The organism is Gordonia sp. DT101 (assembly GCF_049844895.1).
GTDB lineage: Bacteria > Actinomycetota > Actinomycetes > Mycobacteriales > Mycobacteriaceae > Gordonia.
Window position 1 is genome coordinate 278986 of sequence record NZ_JBNCLX010000006.1, and the last position, 15631, is coordinate 294616.

The window sequence follows — 15631 nt, forward strand, 5'->3', positions numbered from 1 at the left end:
GCGCCGCGAAGACGCATCATCGCAGACTGTGACGGCCGTGTCCCGTGCGACCGGACAGTCAGTCGACCAGAACTGTCGCGAACGTCCCGACCTCGCTGAACCCGACCTGCCGGTAGACCTCTCGCGCCGGGAGGTTGAAGCTGTTCACGTAGAGACTCGGCGTCCGGCCGTGCGAGATGATCGCCGCCGCAACGGCCGCGGTGCCGGCGGCGCCGAACCCCTCACCACGTCGGTGCGGGGCCACCCAGACACCCTGAATCTGTCCGACTCTCCTTGAGAGCGAACCGATCTCGGCCTTGAACACGACCTCACCGCGGTCGAACCTGGCGAACACCCGCTGCGCAGTGACCAGCGACGCCAGCCGCCGGCGGTAGGAACGGCCGCCGTCACCGGCACACGGGTCCACGCCGACCTCACCGATGAACATGTCGACGGCGGCCGGCAGATACGCGTCGAGATCGTCCAGGGTGACCAGTCGCACCAGCGGGTCCGGCGTGACGACGGGCGTGCCGGTGAGCGCCATCAGCGGCTGGTTGTCGCGCACCTCCCGTGCGGGTCCCCAACACGGTTGGACGCGGTCCCAGAACGGCAGCACCAACTCGGCGCGACCGACGATCGAGGAGCAGATCCGTGGCGCCGAGGCGGCGCGGTCGGCGAAACCCTCCATGTCGTCGGCGGAACCGGCGAGCGGGATCAGGTTCGCCCCCGAGAAGCACAGGGACGTCGTCGGGTCGTCGATGGTCCACAGTTCCCCACCGAGCAGCCGCGGGTTGATGCCGTGGGTCTCGAAACGTGCCGCCACCATGCACATCGCCACCGGGTCGGCGGCCATGACGCGCTCGACCACCGGCGCATCACGTGCGCCGAGGGGGCGGTCACCCAGTAGCTTCAGCACCACCGCTCCTCTGCAGTAGTCGGGCAGGGCACGACCTCCGGCTCCGGCGCCTTCGGCAGTGGTCGCCTCTGCTGTCGTCAGCTGATCGTGACGACCGGGGAGCCCACTTCCCTGTCCCCACCAGTGTCACCCGACTCGCCTGCGATTCGCAGCGCTTCTTCGATCAAGGTCTCCACGATCTCAGCCTCGGGCACGGTCTTGATGACCTCTCCCTTGACGAAGATCTGACCCTTGCCGTTACCCGATGCCACACCGAGATCTGCCTCGCGTGCCTCACCGGGACCGTTGACGACACAACCCATCACGGCGACACGCAGCGGGACCTCCATACCCTCGAGTCCCGCGGTGACCGCGTCCGCCAGCTTGTAGACGTCGACTTGCGCCCGCCCGCATGACGGGCACGACACGATCTCGAGTTTGCGTGGCCTGAGGTTGAGTGACTGCAGGATCTGATCACCGACCTTGACCTCCTCGGCGGGCGGCGCCGACAGGGAGACCCGGATGGTGTCGCCGATGCCCTCGGAGAGCAGTGCACCGAAGGCGACCGCCGACTTGATGGTGCCCTGGAATGCAGGTCCGGCCTCGGTGACCCCGAGGTGCAGCGGATAGTCGCACTGCGCAGCGAGCTGCCGGTAGGCCTCGACCATGACCACCGGGTCGTTGTGCTTGACGGAGATCTTGATGTCGCCGAAGCCGTGCTCCTCGAACAGGCCGGCCTCCCAGAGTGCCGATTCGACGAGGGCCTCGGGGGTCGCCTTGCCGTACTTCTTCAGCAGCCGGGGATCGAGGGAGCCGGCGTTGACGCCGATCCGGATCGGGATCCCGGCGTCCTTGGCGGCATATGCCACCTCTTTGACGCGCCCGTCGAACTCCTTGATGTTGCCGGGGTTGACCCGAACCGCCGCGCAGCCGGCGTCGATGGCGGCGAAGATGTACTTCGGCTGGAAGTGGATGTCGGCGATCACCGGGATCTTGCTTTTCTTGGCGATCACGGGCAGTGCCTCGGCGTCTTCGGGACGCGGGCAGGCCACCCGCACGATGTCGCAGCCCGATGCGGTGAGCTCGGCGATCTGCTGCAGCGTCGCGTTGATGTCGTGGGTCTTGGTGGTGGTCATCGACTGCACCGAGATCGGATGGTCGCTGCCCACACCGACCTGACCGACCTGGATCTGGCGTGTCTGGCGGCGGGGCGCCAACACGGGCGGCGGGCCGGCGGGCATGCCGAGCCCGACCGAGAGCGCGTCTCCGGGAGTTGCTGGGGCGTTCATCTCGTTCACCTCGAATGACGAATGGCTGTGTGGTTCAACGGCTGAGCTGGGTGATGGAAGGTTGGGCGACGGCTAAGGCTGGGTCATTTGAACAGTTCGATCGGGTTGACGATGTCGGCGGTGACCGTCAGGACCATGAATCCACCCATGATGATCACCACCGCGTAGGTGATCGGCATGAGCTTCAGGTAGTCGACGGGCCCGCCTGCGCCACGCCCGAACCATCCGCGCACCGTGTTGCGGGCCTTCTCGTACCCGACGATGGCCATGTGCCCACCATCCAACGGTAATAGCGGCACGAGATTGAACAACCCGAGGAAAAAGTTGATGCTGATCAGCAACAGCAGGAAGGTGCTCCACGCACCCCGCTCGACGGCCTGACCACCCAGCACCGACGCGCCGTAGACGCTGACCGGGGTGTCTGCCGAGCGCTCACCACCCGTGACTGCCGTCCACAGGGCACTGACCTTCGACGGCATCGACAGCAAGGCGTCCCAGGTGGCCACGAACAGGTCACCGGTGAACGCGAACGATGCGGGGATCACCTCGAGTCCGTCGTAGTGGTTGATGTTCGGCGGCGGCGTGAACGTGATGCCGACCTGGCGGGCCTGTTCGGTCTCCTTGGTCCCGTCGGACCGCTGGACGACGATGGTCGCGGGTTGCGGAGTGATCGTGAGGTCGACCTTCTCGCCGCCGCGCTGCACGGTCATGTCGACCGGGTCGGAGCCCGTGCCGATCTGTTTGGACACCTCTGAGTAGTCGGAGACCGGCTGACCGTTGACGGCGACGATCGTGTCGCCGGCGCGCAGGCCCGCGTCGGCAGCCGGACCGTTGCCCGCGCACGGGGTCCGCACCGGCTCCGCCGTCTCGGAGTACGTGGTGGTGGCCGACACGCAACTCGTCTTCGACACCGTTGCGGGCACCGGGTCCTGGCTGATGTTCGGCAGGCCGAAAATCGCACCGACGATGACGACCAGGACGAACCCGAGCACGAAGTTCTGCGCCGGACCGGCCAACAGCACCACCAGCCGTTTCCACGGCTTCTGCAGGTACATGGCCCGCGGGCGGTCTTCCTCGGCGATCTCGTCGTAGGGCGTCATGCCCGCGATGTCACAGAAGCCGCCGAGCGGCAGCGCCTTGACGCCGTATTCGGTCTCCCCGCGACGGGTCGACCACAGCGTGGGCCCGAAGCCGACGAAGTATCGGCGGACCTTCATCCCGGTCGCCTGCGCTGCCCACATGTGACCGCATTCGTGCCATGCAACCGACAGCACCAGCGCTGCGGCGAACAGCACCACGCCGAGCGCAAAACTCACTGACTCACTCCATCCGCAGATGCCTTGACCAGACGCGCAGCATGTTCGCGTGCCCACTGATCAGCGGCCAAGACCTCATCCACAGTACCTGGCCGTTCCCGCCACTGATCGGCCTCGGCGAGCACCTCACGGATGATCTCGACGATCCGCGGGAACCGGATGGCACCGGCGAAGAAACCCTCGGCCGCGGCCTCGTTGGCGGCGTTGTAGACGGCGGTGAGCGAGCCACCCCCACGACCCGCCTCACGGGCGAGATCGATCGCCGGGAAGACCGCGTTGTCGACCGGCTCGAACGTCCACGACGACGCGGTCGAGAAGTCACAGGCGGCCGCCGAGCCGGGCACGCGCGCCGGCCAACCGAGCGCCAGCGCGATCGGGAGTTTCATCGACGGGGGCGATGCCTTGGCAATGGTGGCCCCGTCGACGAAGGTCACCATCGAATGGACGATCGACTGCGCGTGCACGGTGACGTCGATGCGGTCGTAGTCCACGCCGAACAGCAGGTGCGCCTCGATGACCTCGAGCGCCTTGTTCACCAGCGTTGCCGAGTTCAGCGTGATCATCGGACCCATCGACCAGGTCGGATGGTGACCTGCCTGCTCCGGGGTCACGTCCTCGAGCGCCGCGCGGGTCCAGCCCCGGAAGGGACCGCCCGATGCGGTGAGGACGAGCCGGTCCACCTCGTCGGCGGTGCCGGCCCGCAAGCATTGCGCGATTGCCGAGTGCTCTGAATCCACGGGCACGATCTGACCGGGGGCGGCGGCGTCGAGAACCAGGGAGCCGCCTGCGACCAGGGACTCCTTGTTCGCCAGCGCCAGTCGCGCTCCGGAACGCAACGCCGCGAGACTCGGCCGGAGACCGATGGACCCGACGACAGCGTTGAGGACCACATCGGCCTCGACGGCGTCGATCAGGTCACACATCGCGTCCGGGCCGCCGAGAACTCGGCTGCCGAGATCGTCGGAGAGCGTTCGCGCGGCAGTCGGATCGGCAACCGCCAGGGCGCCGGCCGGAATCCGGAACGACTGTGCCTGGGCACGCAGCAGATCGAGGTTCGCGCCTCCTGCCCCGAGTCCGACCACCTGGAAACGTTCGGGATGCTCGGCGATGACCTCGAGGGCCTGGACACCGATCGACCCGGTCGAGCCGAGAATGAGTACGCGCGTCGTCACGAACTCATTGTCCTGCCTCGGACTGGTGAGCCCAAACTTCCGGTTCAGCCCGCCGGATGCACCTTCCGCCAGTGTTCGGCGATGTCGATGCGACGGGTGACCCAGACGTCGTCGTGGGCCTGCACGTGGTCGAGGAACCGCTCGAGTGCGGCCAGTCGTGCCGGGCGGCCGGCGATCCGGCAGTGCAGTCCGATCGAGAGCATCTTGGGTGCGCCGGCAACACCTTCGGCATACAGCACGTCGAAGGCGTCGCGTAGATGGGCGAAGAACTGATCGCCGGACGGAAACCCGCCGGGTGACGCGAACCGCATGTCGTTCGTGTCGAGGGTGTACGGCACCACGAGGTGATCGACGACCGAGTCACCTCGTGGCACCTTCACCCAATACGGCAGGTCGTCCGCGTAGCTGTCCGAGTCGTAGACGAATCCGCCGTGCTCCACCACGAGTTGGCGGGTGTTGGGCGAATCGCGGCCCGTGTACCAGCCGAGGGGTGGGTGACCGGTGATCTCGGTCAGCAGGTCGACGCCGACCTCCATGTGTTCACGCTCCACGGCCGCGTTGACCAGCTGGTAGCTGAGCCATCGATAGCCGTGACACGCGATCTCGTCGCCGCGTTCGACGAAGGCCGCGGCCGCCTCCGGATTGCGCGCCATCGCCTGTGCGACCGCGAAGATGGTGAGCGGCAGTTGCCGTCGCGAGAACGTCCGCAGAATCCGCCAGACGCCGGCACGCGACCCGTACTCGTAGAGCGATTCCATGCTCATGTGCCGGTTCGGGAACGACTGCGCACCGATCATCTCGGACAGGAAGGTCTCACTGCCACGGTCGTTCTCGAGGACGTTGTTCTCCGAGCCCTCCTCGTAGTTGAGCACGAACTGCACGGCGATCCTGGCGCCGCCCGGCCACTGCGGATCCGGGGTTGTGGCACCGTAACCGATCATGTCGCGCGGATAGTTCTCCGAGCGGTAATCGGCCAGGGTTCGATGCGCGGTGTCGGACATGGCGGCATTCTGTCACCGAACTCGCGGCCATGCGTGGTGGCAGGTACGTCGCGGGTGCGGGGCTACCGCTATGCTGTTCGATGAACTACTACCGACCGTCAGACTTCTGGTCACGTCCGTCAGATCGCTGACCGTGCAGTGAGGAGCCACCGTGGCAAGCACCGAGGTTGAGCACGTCGACACCGGCTGGGTTCGCGAACCCGCGGATGCGCCCTCGGCCCGGTTCGGCTGGCACGGTCAGGCGACCAAGTCTTTCATGATCGCCGGATGGTTCTGTGTGGTCGCGCTGCTCTGCATGCTCATCGGCAACCAGCGGGGACACATCGAGGACATCTACCTCGTCGGGATGGCGGCCGTTCTCGCGTTCTTCCTGATCCGGCCGTCGATCCGCAATCGGGGCCGCTGGAAGAACTGACCGCCTACCGGTCTCAGCGTTCTTCGGCCGCCAACTGCCCACAGGCGGCGGCGATCTCTTGCCCGCGGGTGTCCCGCACCGTGCAGGAGACACCTTGTTCCCGGACCCGCCGGACGAACTCGCGTTCGACCGGTTTGGGACTGGCGTCCCATTCCGACCCCGGGGTGGGATTGAGCGGGATCAGGTTGACGTGCACGCGCGAACCGAGCGCCTTGTGCAGCTTCTCCCCCAACAGATCCGCCCGCCACGGCTGATCGTTGACGTCCCTGATCAGTGCGTACTCGATCGACACGCGCCGGCCCGTGGTATCGGCGTAATAGCGCGCGGCGTCGAGGACCTCCGACACCGACCACCTGTTGTTCACCGGCACCAGGGTGTCGCGGAGTTCGTCGTCGGGTGTGTGCAGCGACACCGCCAGGGTGACCGCGAGTCCCTCGTCCGCCAGGCGCCGGATCGAAGGTGCGAGGCCGACCGTCGAGACGGTCACCGACCGCGCCGAGATCCCCAGCCCGTCCGGTACCGGCGACGTGATCTGCCGGACCGCACTGACCACCCGCTTGTAGTTCGCGAGTGGCTCGCCCATACCCATGAAGACGACATTCGACAACCGGCCGGGCTCACCGAACTCGCCGTCGCGCAACGCCCGCGCCGCAGCCCGAACCTGGTCGACGATCTCGGCCGTCGACAGATTGCGGTCGAGGCCGCCCTGCCCGGTCGCGCAGAACGGACAAGCCATCCCGCAACCGGCCTGACTGGAAATGCACAGTGTGTTGCGCTCGGTGTAGCGCATGAGAACGCTCTCCAGGAGCGTGCCGTCGTGCAGTCGCCACAACGTCTTCCGCGTGTCGCCGTCGTCGCAGGAGATGTGCCGCACCGGACTCAGCAAGGGCGGGAAGAGTTTCTCGCCGACGGCATCGCGTGACGTCGCGGGCAGGTCGCTCATCTCCTCGACGTCGCCGTTGAGGCGACCGTAGTACTGTCGCGCCAGCTGATTGGCCCGGAACTTGGGGAGCCCCAGGGCGGCGAGGGCAGCGACCCGGCCCTCGGGGGCGAGGTCGGCGAAATGAGTCGGCGGACGCCCCCGTTTGGGCGCGTCGAACACGAGCGGCAATGACGACATGTTGACATTGTCGCATGTCATGATAGGTACATGACGACACCTGATCCGCAGCGACCCGAGGTGACACCGGGCGATCTGCCCCCGGCGGATGCCGACCTGGATCGAGATCACCAGGCGCTGCTCGACGAACGCGACGAGCTCCGCACGAAGGTGAAAAACGTCGAACACACGCGCACCCGTGCGACTTTCATCGGCCTGGTGATCGGTGCGGTCATCACGGTGCTGCTGCTCGTCTTCATCCTGCAGAACCTCGACTCGCAGCGGATCACGTTGATCTTCTGGGAGGTCAACCTGCCGCTGGGTGTGAGCCTTCTCATCGCGGCGATCGCCGGAGCACTCATCGTCGCGCTGGCCGGCGGCCTGCGCATGTTGCAGATGAGCCGAGCGATGCGCAAGGCCAAAAAGTAGCGCAGGCCGCGAGCACGCAGCAGCGGCCTGCAGGTCAGAGCAGCGCCGTCAGGACCGCCCACACGATGAACGCCGACGGCAGCAGCGAGTCGAGACGGTCCATGATGCCACCGTGTCCCGGCAGCAACGTGCCCATGTCCTTGATGCCGAGATCTCGTTTGACCTGGGATTCGACCAGATCACCGAGCGTTGCGCAGACGACCAGCACCGGACCGAGGATCGCGCCGACCCACCAGTGGGTGTCGAGGAAGAAGACCACGCAGCAGATTGCGCCCGTCGTACCGACGACCAGTGATCCGACGAGCCCCTCCCAGGACTTCTTCGGGCTGATGGCGGGCGCCATCGCGTGCTTGCCGAACAACACGCCCGCCGCATAACCGCCGACGTCGGAGCACACCACCACCACCATCAACGTCGCCACCCGGGCCGCGCCGTCGTCCTGCACCACCATCTGCGCGCCGAACGACGCGAGCAACGGCAACCATGCCAGGACGAACACACTCGCGGCCAGGTTTCGGAGATAGTTCTCGGGTGCATGACCGATTCCCTGAGCCAGCAGCATCCAGACCATCAGGATCAGCACCGTCGCCGCGAAGGCCGTGAGCACTCCGGTCTGCGCCCAGGGCCAACTCGACCAGATGATCGCCTGGCCGCCGATCAGCAACGGCCACAGCGCCACCTGGAAGCCGCCGTCGCGCAGCCGCTTGGTCACCTCCCACGTCGCGATCGCGAACGCAACGGCCACCACGCCGTACCAGATCTTCGGCGCGAAGATCAGGATCAGAATGATCGAGACACCGAGAGACCCGCCGACGGCGATCGCCGCGGGAAGATTTCGGCCGGCCCGCGACTTCTTGGGAGCAGGTTCCCCGGAAACGGCCTCGGCAGGGGTCCCCGAACCCTCGCCGCCGTCCGCAGGCGGCGTGTTCGCGGAGGATTCGGTGGCCATCACTTCCGGTATAGACGCGTGGGTTGGGTCAGTGCTCACACTTCGAGCAATTCGTTCTCTTTGTGCTTCACCAGGTCGTCGACCTGTGTGACGTAGCCGCCGGTCGTCTTGTCGAGTTCCTTCTCGGCGCGGTTCACCTCGTCCTCGCCGGCCTCGCCGTCCTTCTGGATGCGCTTGAGTTCGTCGACGGCCTTCCGGCGGACGTTGCGGATGGCCACCTTCGCGTCCTCGCCCTTACCCTTGGCCTGCTTCACGAGTTCGCGACGCCGTTCCTCGGTGAGCTGAGGGATCGCGACACGGATGATCGTGCCGTCGTTGGTCGGGTTCACGCCGAGGTCCGAGTTCCGGATCGCCGTCTCGATGTCACGCAGCGTGGAGGGCTCGTAGGGCTTGATCACCACCATCCTGGCCTCCGGCGTGTTGATGCTCGCCACCTGGGTGACCGGGGTGAGCGCACCGTAGTACTCGATGTTGACCTTGTTGAACATCGCCGGATTGGCACGGCCGGTGCGAATCGAGCCCATGTCGTCCTTGGCGACGCCGACCGCCTTCTCCATCTTCTCTTCGGCGTCCAGCAGCGCGTCGTCGATCATCGTCGTCCCACTTCTACTCGATACGGGTTCGGATTGGTGCACGTCATGAGAGCGCGAGCCGTCATGACTACGTTGCCACCAGGGTGCCGATTCGCTTGCCTGCGACTGCCCGGGCGATGTTGCCCTCCTCCAGCAGATTGAACACCAGGATCGGCATCTTGTTGTCCATACACAGACTGAACGCGGTCGCGTCGGCGACCTTGAGTTCCTTGTCGAGCACCTCGCGATGGGTGACCTCGGTGAACATGGTCGCATCCGGGACGATCCGGGGGTCGGCGTCGTAGATGCCGTCGACTCCCTTCGCCATCAACACGACCTCGGCCTTGATCTCCAGGGCCCGCTGGGCGGCCGTGGTGTCGGTGGAGAAATACGGCATCCCCATGCCTGCACCGAAGATCACCACCCGACCCTTCTCCAGATGGCGCTGCGCCCTCAGCGGCAGATAGGGCTCGGCCACCTGGCCCATCGAGATGGCGGTCTGGACGCGGGTGCTCACGCCACGCTTCTCCAGAAAGTCCTGTAAAGCGAGACAATTCATCACCGTACCGAGCATGCCCATGTAATCCGACCGGGATCGGTCGAGGCCACGCTGCTGGAGTTCGGCGCCTCGGAAGAAGTTGCCACCGCCGATGACGACCGCAACCTGTACTCCCGATCCGACCACCTCGGCGATCTGGTCGGCGACGGTTGCCACCACGTCGGGATCGAGACCGACCTCGCCGCCGCCGAACATCTCACCCCCGAGTTTGAGAAGCACGCGACGGTAGCCGTGACGTTCGGACTGCTGCATGTCGGGGGTTTCGCTCATCAACATCCTCACTCGTCGGTTCGGTGAACATCGTACGTCCCTCGACGAGAGGTCCGGCAAAGAGCGGTCGGCGCGCCCGTTCGCCGGGAGAGACGGCCGACGCAGAGCACCCCGGCGGACGGTGTGACGTGCGCGGTCAGTGAGCGCCGACGTCGGCCAGGGTGCGTCCCGGCACCAGCCGCATCGGAGGCCGATCGTCGAGGACCGGATAGGCACGCCGGACCGAGTGCCCGTCGACCTCCATCAGGAACTGGGTGAGAGGACTCCCCGAATCCTCGATCCCGAGCCGGCTCATCATCGTCGCGATGATCTGGCGGGACATCGGCCCCAGCTCACGGAGAGGGCGGTTCCGATGGATTCTGGTCCCGAGATTGACCTGACCGATCGCATCCATCCCGTACCGGCTCAGCGTGTCGAGGACGATACCGATCTCCACGCCGTATCCGGGGGCGAACGGGATCGATGTCAGCAGCTCGCGCGTTCCGGCGTATTCACCCGCCAACGGCTGGATCAGGGCGGACAGCTCTGGTCTCAGGGCAGAGACCAGAGGGCGCACCACGAGTTCGGTGACACGCCCACCACCGGTCGGATCGATCCCGCCCGATCCCAGGAGTGGCCGTCGGTAGTAGCCCTTGACCAGCTGCAACTCGGGCACCATCAGCAGCGGACCGACGAGACTGGGAACATACATCGGATCGGGATCGACCAGGTCACTGTCGATGTAGACCACAATGTCGCCGACCGTCGTCGCCAGCGACCGCCACAGGACCTCACCCTTGCCCGGCAGCGGCGTCACTTCCGGCAACGCCGACTCCCGGCTCTCCACACGTGCCCCCGCGGCCTCCGCGCGGGCCATGGTGGCGTCCGACGACCCGGAGTCGACGACGACGACCTCGTCGACGAGCCCACCCACGAGGGGCATGATGCTCGCGATGACGGACCCGACAGTCCGCTCCTCATCGAGGGCGGGCAGCACCACCGAGATAGACCGACCGTCCTTGCGGGCGATCAAGTCGTCAACTGTCCAGTCGGGCCGCTCCCACGTGTTCGATTCCAGCCAGGTCGCCGAGCCCTGCATGGCGGCAATCGTCATCGAATCACGGTCCATCGCGGCCGAACCGTCCGCGGCAACCCCGCCGGGGTCGTGACGACGGGCCGTCACGCGGCGAGCGCCCGTCGGAACTGCGGCCACGCCCGGTGCAGTTCGTCCTGCCAGTACGGCCAGGCGTGCGTGCCGCCTTCGTACAGGTGGAAGGTCGCGGGCACCCCTTGTTCGCGCATCCGTCGCTGGAGGTTGCGGGTGCATTCGCCGGTCGCGGTCTCGATGACCGCACCGACTGCGAGCTGGTCGAACAGTTTGCTGCCGCTGCCGTCGATGCCCGGCCCGTTGATCGTGTCGTAGCGGCCGGGCGTACCCGAACCGTTGGAGACGTAGACGGACTTGCCGCGGAACTTGTCGACGTGCAGGTACGGATCGTTCGCCCGCCAGGCCGGGTCGGTGGACGGCCCCCACATGTTGAGAGTGTTCCCGCCGCCGCGACTCTCCACCACCATCCGGACGACGGCTTGTCCGAGTGGGTCGCTGGTCTGCGCGCACCCGCTGAAGGAACCGATCGCGCGGTAGAGCTGCGGAGCGTGGAGCGACAGCTGGAAGACCGATGTTCCAGCCATGGAGATGCCGGCAATTGCGTTGCGTCCGTTGGCGTCAAACCGCTTGTCGATGGCGCGGGGGAGCTCGTCGGTCAGAAAGGTGGCCCACTTCTGGTACCCCAGAGTGGGATCCGGACGCTTCCAGTCCGTGAAGTAGCTCGCCGCACCTCCCATCGGTACGACGACATTGACATGCTGGTCAGCGAAGAACGATCGGATGTCGGTCTGGTCGAACCAGCTGCTCCCGCCCTCACCTCCGGCAGCTCCGTTCAACAGATAGAGAGTCGGCGCGGGACCACCGCCGGACGCGGGAATCACCTTGACGGACAACGACCTACGCATCGCAGGTGAGCGCACCGTGAGATCGATCTCGTGGGTCGGCCGGACATGTTCGGCAACGATCGTCGCGCCCAACGGAGCCGCCGACGACATCGCCGGCATCAACTGCCCCGCCAGGGCGACACACGCCATTGCGGCCGCCGCCGCCACTCCCCTTACAGCGACCCGCTTGGCACGCGAGACCGAAGGCCCCGTTCCGGGCTGGTCCACCTTGTCACCCCCATCGCAGAAACACCCGACTCGGTGTCGACGATTGGAGTGTGCCGCAACACCGCCCCACTGTCCAGCCCCACGACAGTACGGACGACTGGGACCTTTGTCCAATTAAAATTGTTGACAGCCAAGACCTTTCATGGGTGGATGCTCTGGGAGGGATTGACATTCCAGTCCGTCCGGTTGGGTCTCGTTTCGAGATCTCATGCTTCAGTGCGGCAGCCCACGGGCGAGCCACCGCTCCATCCGCAATCAGCGAATAGAGGTTAGAGATGGTAAGTTTCGGGCTCATCGACGAGTGGAACCCTCGTCCGGGTCGATTGACCAGCTGGGTCGCGTCACCGTCATCGATCGCCGAATCAGCGCGTGCCGCAATTCATCCGGTGCCGCCGTCGCACCAGCAAGAGGAGTACCTCCGCGCCGCCCGGCGCAACCAATCCACGGGCTTCCGGTTCTCACGTCTCTGTTTGATCGCGTTCGACATCCAGGCGCAGCTGGACCCGTCGGCATTGACCACCGCACTGACCACCTTCCTGCGCCGCCACGACACGTTCAGGTCCTGGTTCTCGGTCGAGCCCGACGGGTCGATCGCCAGGCACGTGACCGAACCCGAGACGATCGACCTGCTCCGGAACGATCACGGCGATTCCCCGACACCGGCCCGAATCCGTACGCATGTACAGCAGGAGACACCTGGCCCATTCGACTGGGATTGCTTCTCGTTCGGCGCAATCGAGTGGGATGGCGGTTTCACCATCTACTGCGCGGTGGATCATCTGAACACCGACGGCATGTCGCAGGCGATGACCTGCGTCGATCTGATGACCTTGTACATGAATGCCGCGTTCGGCATGGACACCCCGCTGGCGCCGGTGGGAAGCTACGTCGACTACTGCGAGCGCGAGCGGTCCATCTCGCGCGAACTCTCTCGGAATTCTCCCCAGGTCCAGCGGTGGATCGACGTTGTGTCGACTCACGGCGGCCATCTTCCCCGTTTTCCGCTACCGCTCGGGAAGGATGCCGACACCCACACCCGCAGCGCACATCTCACGACCAGAGTCTTCGACGACGACGCTGCGGCACAGCGATTCGAGGACGCGTGTCGGGCAAACGGCGGAAACGTCACCGCCGGCCTGATGGCGATCGCCGCGCTGGTCTACGCCGAGTTCACCGGTGAGTCCGGCTATCTGGGCATGACGCCCAAGAGCACCCGGCAGGCCGGGAGTGAGCTGAACTCGGTGGGCTGGTTCACCAGCCTCATCCCGGTTCCTGTGACAGTGCAGCCCGACAGCACATTCGCCTCGGCGGTCGCACAGGCCGCCCGGAGTTACGACGCCGGAAAAGGCCTGACCGATGTGTCCTTCCACCGGGTCCTCGAACTCGTGCGGCCAGAAGACGACATCGATGTCGAACCCGGCTGGTCGGTCCCGATGATCTCCTACATAGACGTGCGGAAGCTTCCCGGCGTCGAGATGTTCGATGCCATCAACGGATGCCTGTACGGCAACCGGGGCAGCAGCGAGGAAGTGTTCATGTGGATCAACCGATTCCAGGATGAGACCTCGATGACCTTTCTGTACCCCGACACCGAGATCGCCCGGGCATCCGTGCGCGACTATACCGACAAGTTCATCGAGATCATGGAAACTATTGCAAGGCAGGGCGACTACGACCAGGTTGTCCCCGCGTTGACCCGGTGAGCCCGACAGCGCACGACCGCTTGGGCACGATGGCGAGGGCCGATGCCGTGCCCGCGGATTCGATCGCGGCCGAGCCGGTGGTCCGCGCAGCCTGGTTGGCCCTTGCCGGCTGTCTGCTCGGTCTGTTCATGCAGATGCTGGACACCACGATCGTCAACATCGCCCTGCCGGACCTGACCGTCGACCTCGGAGCATCCACCTCCGAGCAACTCCTGGTCCTCAGCGTGTACACCCTGGCATTCGCGTGCACCTTGTTGACAGCCGCAACCCTGGGCGGCCGACTTGGTCGTCGGCGGGTGTTCGTCACCGCGATCCTGGCATTCACTGTCACGTCGGTGCTCTGTGGGGTGGCGCGGGGACCGGTGGAACTGATCGTGTTCCGGGGCGCCCAGGGAGTCAGCGCGGCCCTCATGTCGGCGCAGACGTTGGCGCTCATCGCCGCGCTGTTCCCCAAGACCCGACATGGTCTGGTCTTCGGCATCTACGGCGCGGTCGCAGGTCTCGCCGCCATGCTCGGACCCGTCATCGGCGGTGTCCTCGTCACCTCGGACGTTCTCGGGTGGGGTTGGCGAACGATCTTTTTCGTCAACGTCCCGCTCGGCGTGATCGCGTGCGGATTGGCGTGGCGCAGGCTTCCGCAGCTGCGTGAGCTGCCGGCACCCCGACTGGACCTGCGGGGCGTGGTGTTGTCGACCGCGGGTCTGTTCTTCCTGCTGTATCCCCTTGCGGTCGGGCGCGAGCAGGATTGGCCTCCGCAGCTCTGGGTGATGATGGGTGTGTCGGTGGTGCTGCTCGTGCTGTTCGTGGTCCTCGAACGGCGCCTCCTCGCACGTGGCGGCACCCCCCTGCTCAGGGTGGATCTGTTCCGGTCGCGACGCTTCTCGGTCGGGTTGTCGCTGTCACTGCTCTTCTTCAGTGTGTTCGCCGGATTCTTCTTCACCGTGTCCATCTCGGCGCAGTTCGGTCTCGGCTACTCGCCCTTGCGGACCGGGCTGTTGGCGCTGCCGTTCGCTCTCGGCGGCGCGGTGGGCTCCGTGGTCTCCCCTGCCGTCGTCGATCGGATCGGCTCGGCCCGGACACTGTGTGCGGGCGCCATCGTCCTCGGCGCCGGACTGGCCTGGGTCGGGCTGACCCTCCAGCCGATCAGTGGCACGATGTCGATACCCGCCGTGATCGCACCACTCGTGGTCGGCGGGATCGGCACAGGGCTGTTCGTCGCGCCACTACAGACGGCGATCTTGTCGGACACCTCCGAGGCGAACATCGGCTCGGCATCGGGATGCGTGCCGACTGTTCAGCAGATCGGCGCGTCGATAGGGCTGGCCGTCGTGTCGCTGTTCTTCTTCGGTCAGGTTGCCGCTCAAGCGCAGTCCGCGGTGCCCGCGGCGCGCGCTGGGCTCGTGGCAGACCTGCAGAACACCGCCGTCGAGCCGCTGTTCCGTGCTCCGATGGCCGATCGATTCGCCGACTGTGCGCGCGGCCAGCTGACCTCGCCGCATCCCGATCGACCCGCGCCGGGGTGCGGCGACGATGCCTCGGCGCAGACCGGTATGGCCGCGGATCTGGTCGGCAAGGCCACGCGCGAATTGCAGGTGGCGGGCCGGTCGGTGGCGGCACGAAGCTTCGTGGGGGCGTTTCAGACCACGCTGTGGGTGCTCGCCGGGATGTGCGCGGCGATCGCCGTGCTGACGCTGGGTCTCGGCCGCCGACCGCGCGTACAACCCCGGACAGCAGACGACCCCGCGTCACCTGAGCGGTGACGCGGGGTCGTCTGCTGGTCAACA

15 protein-coding genes are annotated in these 15631 nt (G+C 66.1%); 4 read left to right on the forward strand and 11 right to left on the reverse strand.

Annotated features, from left to right (window positions below):
* Positions 1-58 precede the first annotated feature (58 nt).
* The 5 genes from ACLQ3I_RS20640 to puuE all read right to left on the reverse strand — a co-directional run bounded on the left by ACLQ3I_RS20640 (position 59) and on the right by puuE (position 5652).
* Positions 59-895, reverse strand: a complete 837-nt coding sequence (locus ACLQ3I_RS20640) for a GNAT family N-acetyltransferase (protein ID WP_425804338.1) — start codon at positions 893-895, stop codon at positions 59-61.
* A gap of 77 nt (positions 896-972) precedes the next feature.
* Entirely contained in the window at positions 973-2163 is a 1191-nt protein-coding gene (ispG, locus tag ACLQ3I_RS20645) for a flavodoxin-dependent (E)-4-hydroxy-3-methylbut-2-enyl-diphosphate synthase (protein WP_425793701.1), read from the reverse strand.
* An 83-nt stretch (positions 2164-2246) separates the two neighbouring features.
* Entirely contained in the window at positions 2247-3479 is a 1233-nt protein-coding gene (locus ACLQ3I_RS20650; RefSeq protein WP_425804340.1) for a M50 family metallopeptidase, read from the reverse strand.
* The gene (gene dxr, locus ACLQ3I_RS20655) at positions 3476-4651 is read right to left on the reverse strand and encodes a 1-deoxy-D-xylulose-5-phosphate reductoisomerase (protein ID WP_425804342.1); all 1176 of its coding nucleotides are present in this window, start codon (positions 4649-4651) and stop codon (positions 3476-3478) included. The genes ACLQ3I_RS20650 and dxr overlap by 4 nt, the downstream gene beginning before the upstream one ends.
* Before the next feature lie 44 nt (positions 4652-4695).
* The gene (puuE, locus tag ACLQ3I_RS20660) at positions 4696-5652 is read right to left on the reverse strand and encodes an allantoinase PuuE (protein ID WP_425793698.1); all 957 of its coding nucleotides are present in this window, start codon (positions 5650-5652) and stop codon (positions 4696-4698) included.
* A 151-nt stretch (positions 5653-5803) separates the two neighbouring features.
* On the opposite strand from puuE, the gene ACLQ3I_RS20665 reads away from it, so the two are divergent.
* On the forward strand, positions 5804-6067 hold the full coding sequence (locus ACLQ3I_RS20665; RefSeq protein WP_425793697.1) for a DUF2631 domain-containing protein: 264 nt from the start codon (positions 5804-5806) through the stop codon (positions 6065-6067).
* 13 nt (positions 6068-6080) lie between these two features.
* Here the strand turns inward: ACLQ3I_RS20665 and rlmN are convergent, their stop codons facing one another.
* Positions 6081-7187, reverse strand: a complete 1107-nt coding sequence (gene rlmN, locus ACLQ3I_RS20670) for a 23S rRNA (adenine(2503)-C(2))-methyltransferase RlmN (RefSeq protein ID WP_425793696.1) — start codon at positions 7185-7187, stop codon at positions 6081-6083.
* 30 nt (positions 7188-7217) lie between these two features.
* Between rlmN and ACLQ3I_RS20675 the strand changes: the two genes are divergently transcribed.
* A complete protein-coding gene (locus ACLQ3I_RS20675; protein ID WP_425793695.1) occupies positions 7218-7595 on the forward strand; it encodes a LapA family protein in 378 nt (125 codons plus the stop codon).
* 34 nt (positions 7596-7629) lie between these two features.
* Here the strand turns inward: ACLQ3I_RS20675 and ACLQ3I_RS20680 are convergent, their stop codons facing one another.
* From ACLQ3I_RS20680 to ACLQ3I_RS20700, 5 genes are all read right to left on the reverse strand, one after another.
* Positions 7630-8544, reverse strand: coding sequence for a phosphatidate cytidylyltransferase (locus ACLQ3I_RS20680; RefSeq protein WP_425793693.1), 915 nt, complete (start codon positions 8542-8544; stop codon positions 7630-7632).
* Positions 8545-8579: 35 nt separating this feature from the next.
* Positions 8580-9137 carry a ribosome recycling factor gene (gene frr, locus ACLQ3I_RS20685; RefSeq protein WP_425793691.1) on the reverse strand — a complete coding sequence of 186 codons (558 nt, stop codon included), beginning with the start codon at positions 9135-9137 and terminating at the stop codon, positions 8580-8582.
* 67 nt (positions 9138-9204) lie between these two features.
* Positions 9205-9945: a UMP kinase gene (pyrH, locus tag ACLQ3I_RS20690; protein ID WP_425793690.1), complete on the reverse strand. Its 741-nt coding sequence runs from the start codon at positions 9943-9945 to the stop codon at positions 9205-9207.
* Positions 9946-10081: 136 nt separating this feature from the next.
* Positions 10082-11038: a glucosyl-3-phosphoglycerate synthase gene (locus ACLQ3I_RS20695; RefSeq protein ID WP_425804344.1), complete on the reverse strand. Its 957-nt coding sequence runs from the start codon at positions 11036-11038 to the stop codon at positions 10082-10084.
* 65 nt (positions 11039-11103) lie between these two features.
* On the reverse strand, positions 11104-12066 hold the full coding sequence (locus ACLQ3I_RS20700; RefSeq protein WP_425804346.1) for an alpha/beta hydrolase: 963 nt from the start codon (positions 12064-12066) through the stop codon (positions 11104-11106).
* A 353-nt stretch (positions 12067-12419) separates the two neighbouring features.
* On the opposite strand from ACLQ3I_RS20700, the gene ACLQ3I_RS20705 reads away from it, so the two are divergent.
* Positions 12420-13847, forward strand: a complete 1428-nt coding sequence (locus tag ACLQ3I_RS20705; protein WP_425804349.1) for a condensation domain-containing protein — start codon at positions 12420-12422, stop codon at positions 13845-13847.
* A gap of 29 nt (positions 13848-13876) precedes the next feature.
* Positions 13877-15607 (forward strand): MFS transporter, encoded by a 1731-nt coding sequence (locus ACLQ3I_RS20710; RefSeq protein ID WP_425804460.1) that lies wholly within the window; start codon positions 13877-13879, stop codon positions 15605-15607.
* The last annotated feature ends 24 nt before the right edge of the window (positions 15608-15631 follow it).

Coding starts and splice junctions, on each gene's coding strand:
- ispG (WP_425793701.1), bottom strand. CDS start 2,163: ATGAACGCCCCAGCAACTCCCGGAGACGCGCTCTCGGTCGGGCTCGGC.
- rlmN (WP_425793696.1), bottom strand. CDS start 7,187: ATGTCGTCATTGCCGCTCGTGTTCGACGCGCCCAAACGGGGGCGTCCG.
- ACLQ3I_RS20705 (WP_425804349.1), top strand. CDS start 12,420: ATGGTAAGTTTCGGGCTCATCGACGAGTGGAACCCTCGTCCGGGTCGA.
- ACLQ3I_RS20700 (WP_425804346.1), bottom strand. CDS start 12,066: ATGGCGTGTGTCGCCCTGGCGGGGCAGTTGATGCCGGCGATGTCGTCG.
- ACLQ3I_RS20680 (WP_425793693.1), bottom strand. CDS start 8,544: ATGGCCACCGAATCCTCCGCGAACACGCCGCCTGCGGACGGCGGCGAG.
- ACLQ3I_RS20695 (WP_425804344.1), bottom strand. CDS start 11,038: ATGACGATTGCCGCCATGCAGGGCTCGGCGACCTGGCTGGAATCGAAC.
- puuE (WP_425793698.1), bottom strand. CDS start 5,652: ATGTCCGACACCGCGCATCGAACCCTGGCCGATTACCGCTCGGAGAAC.
- frr (WP_425793691.1), bottom strand. CDS start 9,137: ATGATCGACGACGCGCTGCTGGACGCCGAAGAGAAGATGGAGAAGGCG.
- ACLQ3I_RS20675 (WP_425793695.1), top strand. CDS start 7,218: ATGACGACACCTGATCCGCAGCGACCCGAGGTGACACCGGGCGATCTG.
- ACLQ3I_RS20710 (WP_425804460.1), top strand. CDS start 13,877: ATGGCGAGGGCCGATGCCGTGCCCGCGGATTCGATCGCGGCCGAGCCG.
- pyrH (WP_425793690.1), bottom strand. CDS start 9,945: ATGAGCGAAACCCCCGACATGCAGCAGTCCGAACGTCACGGCTACCGT.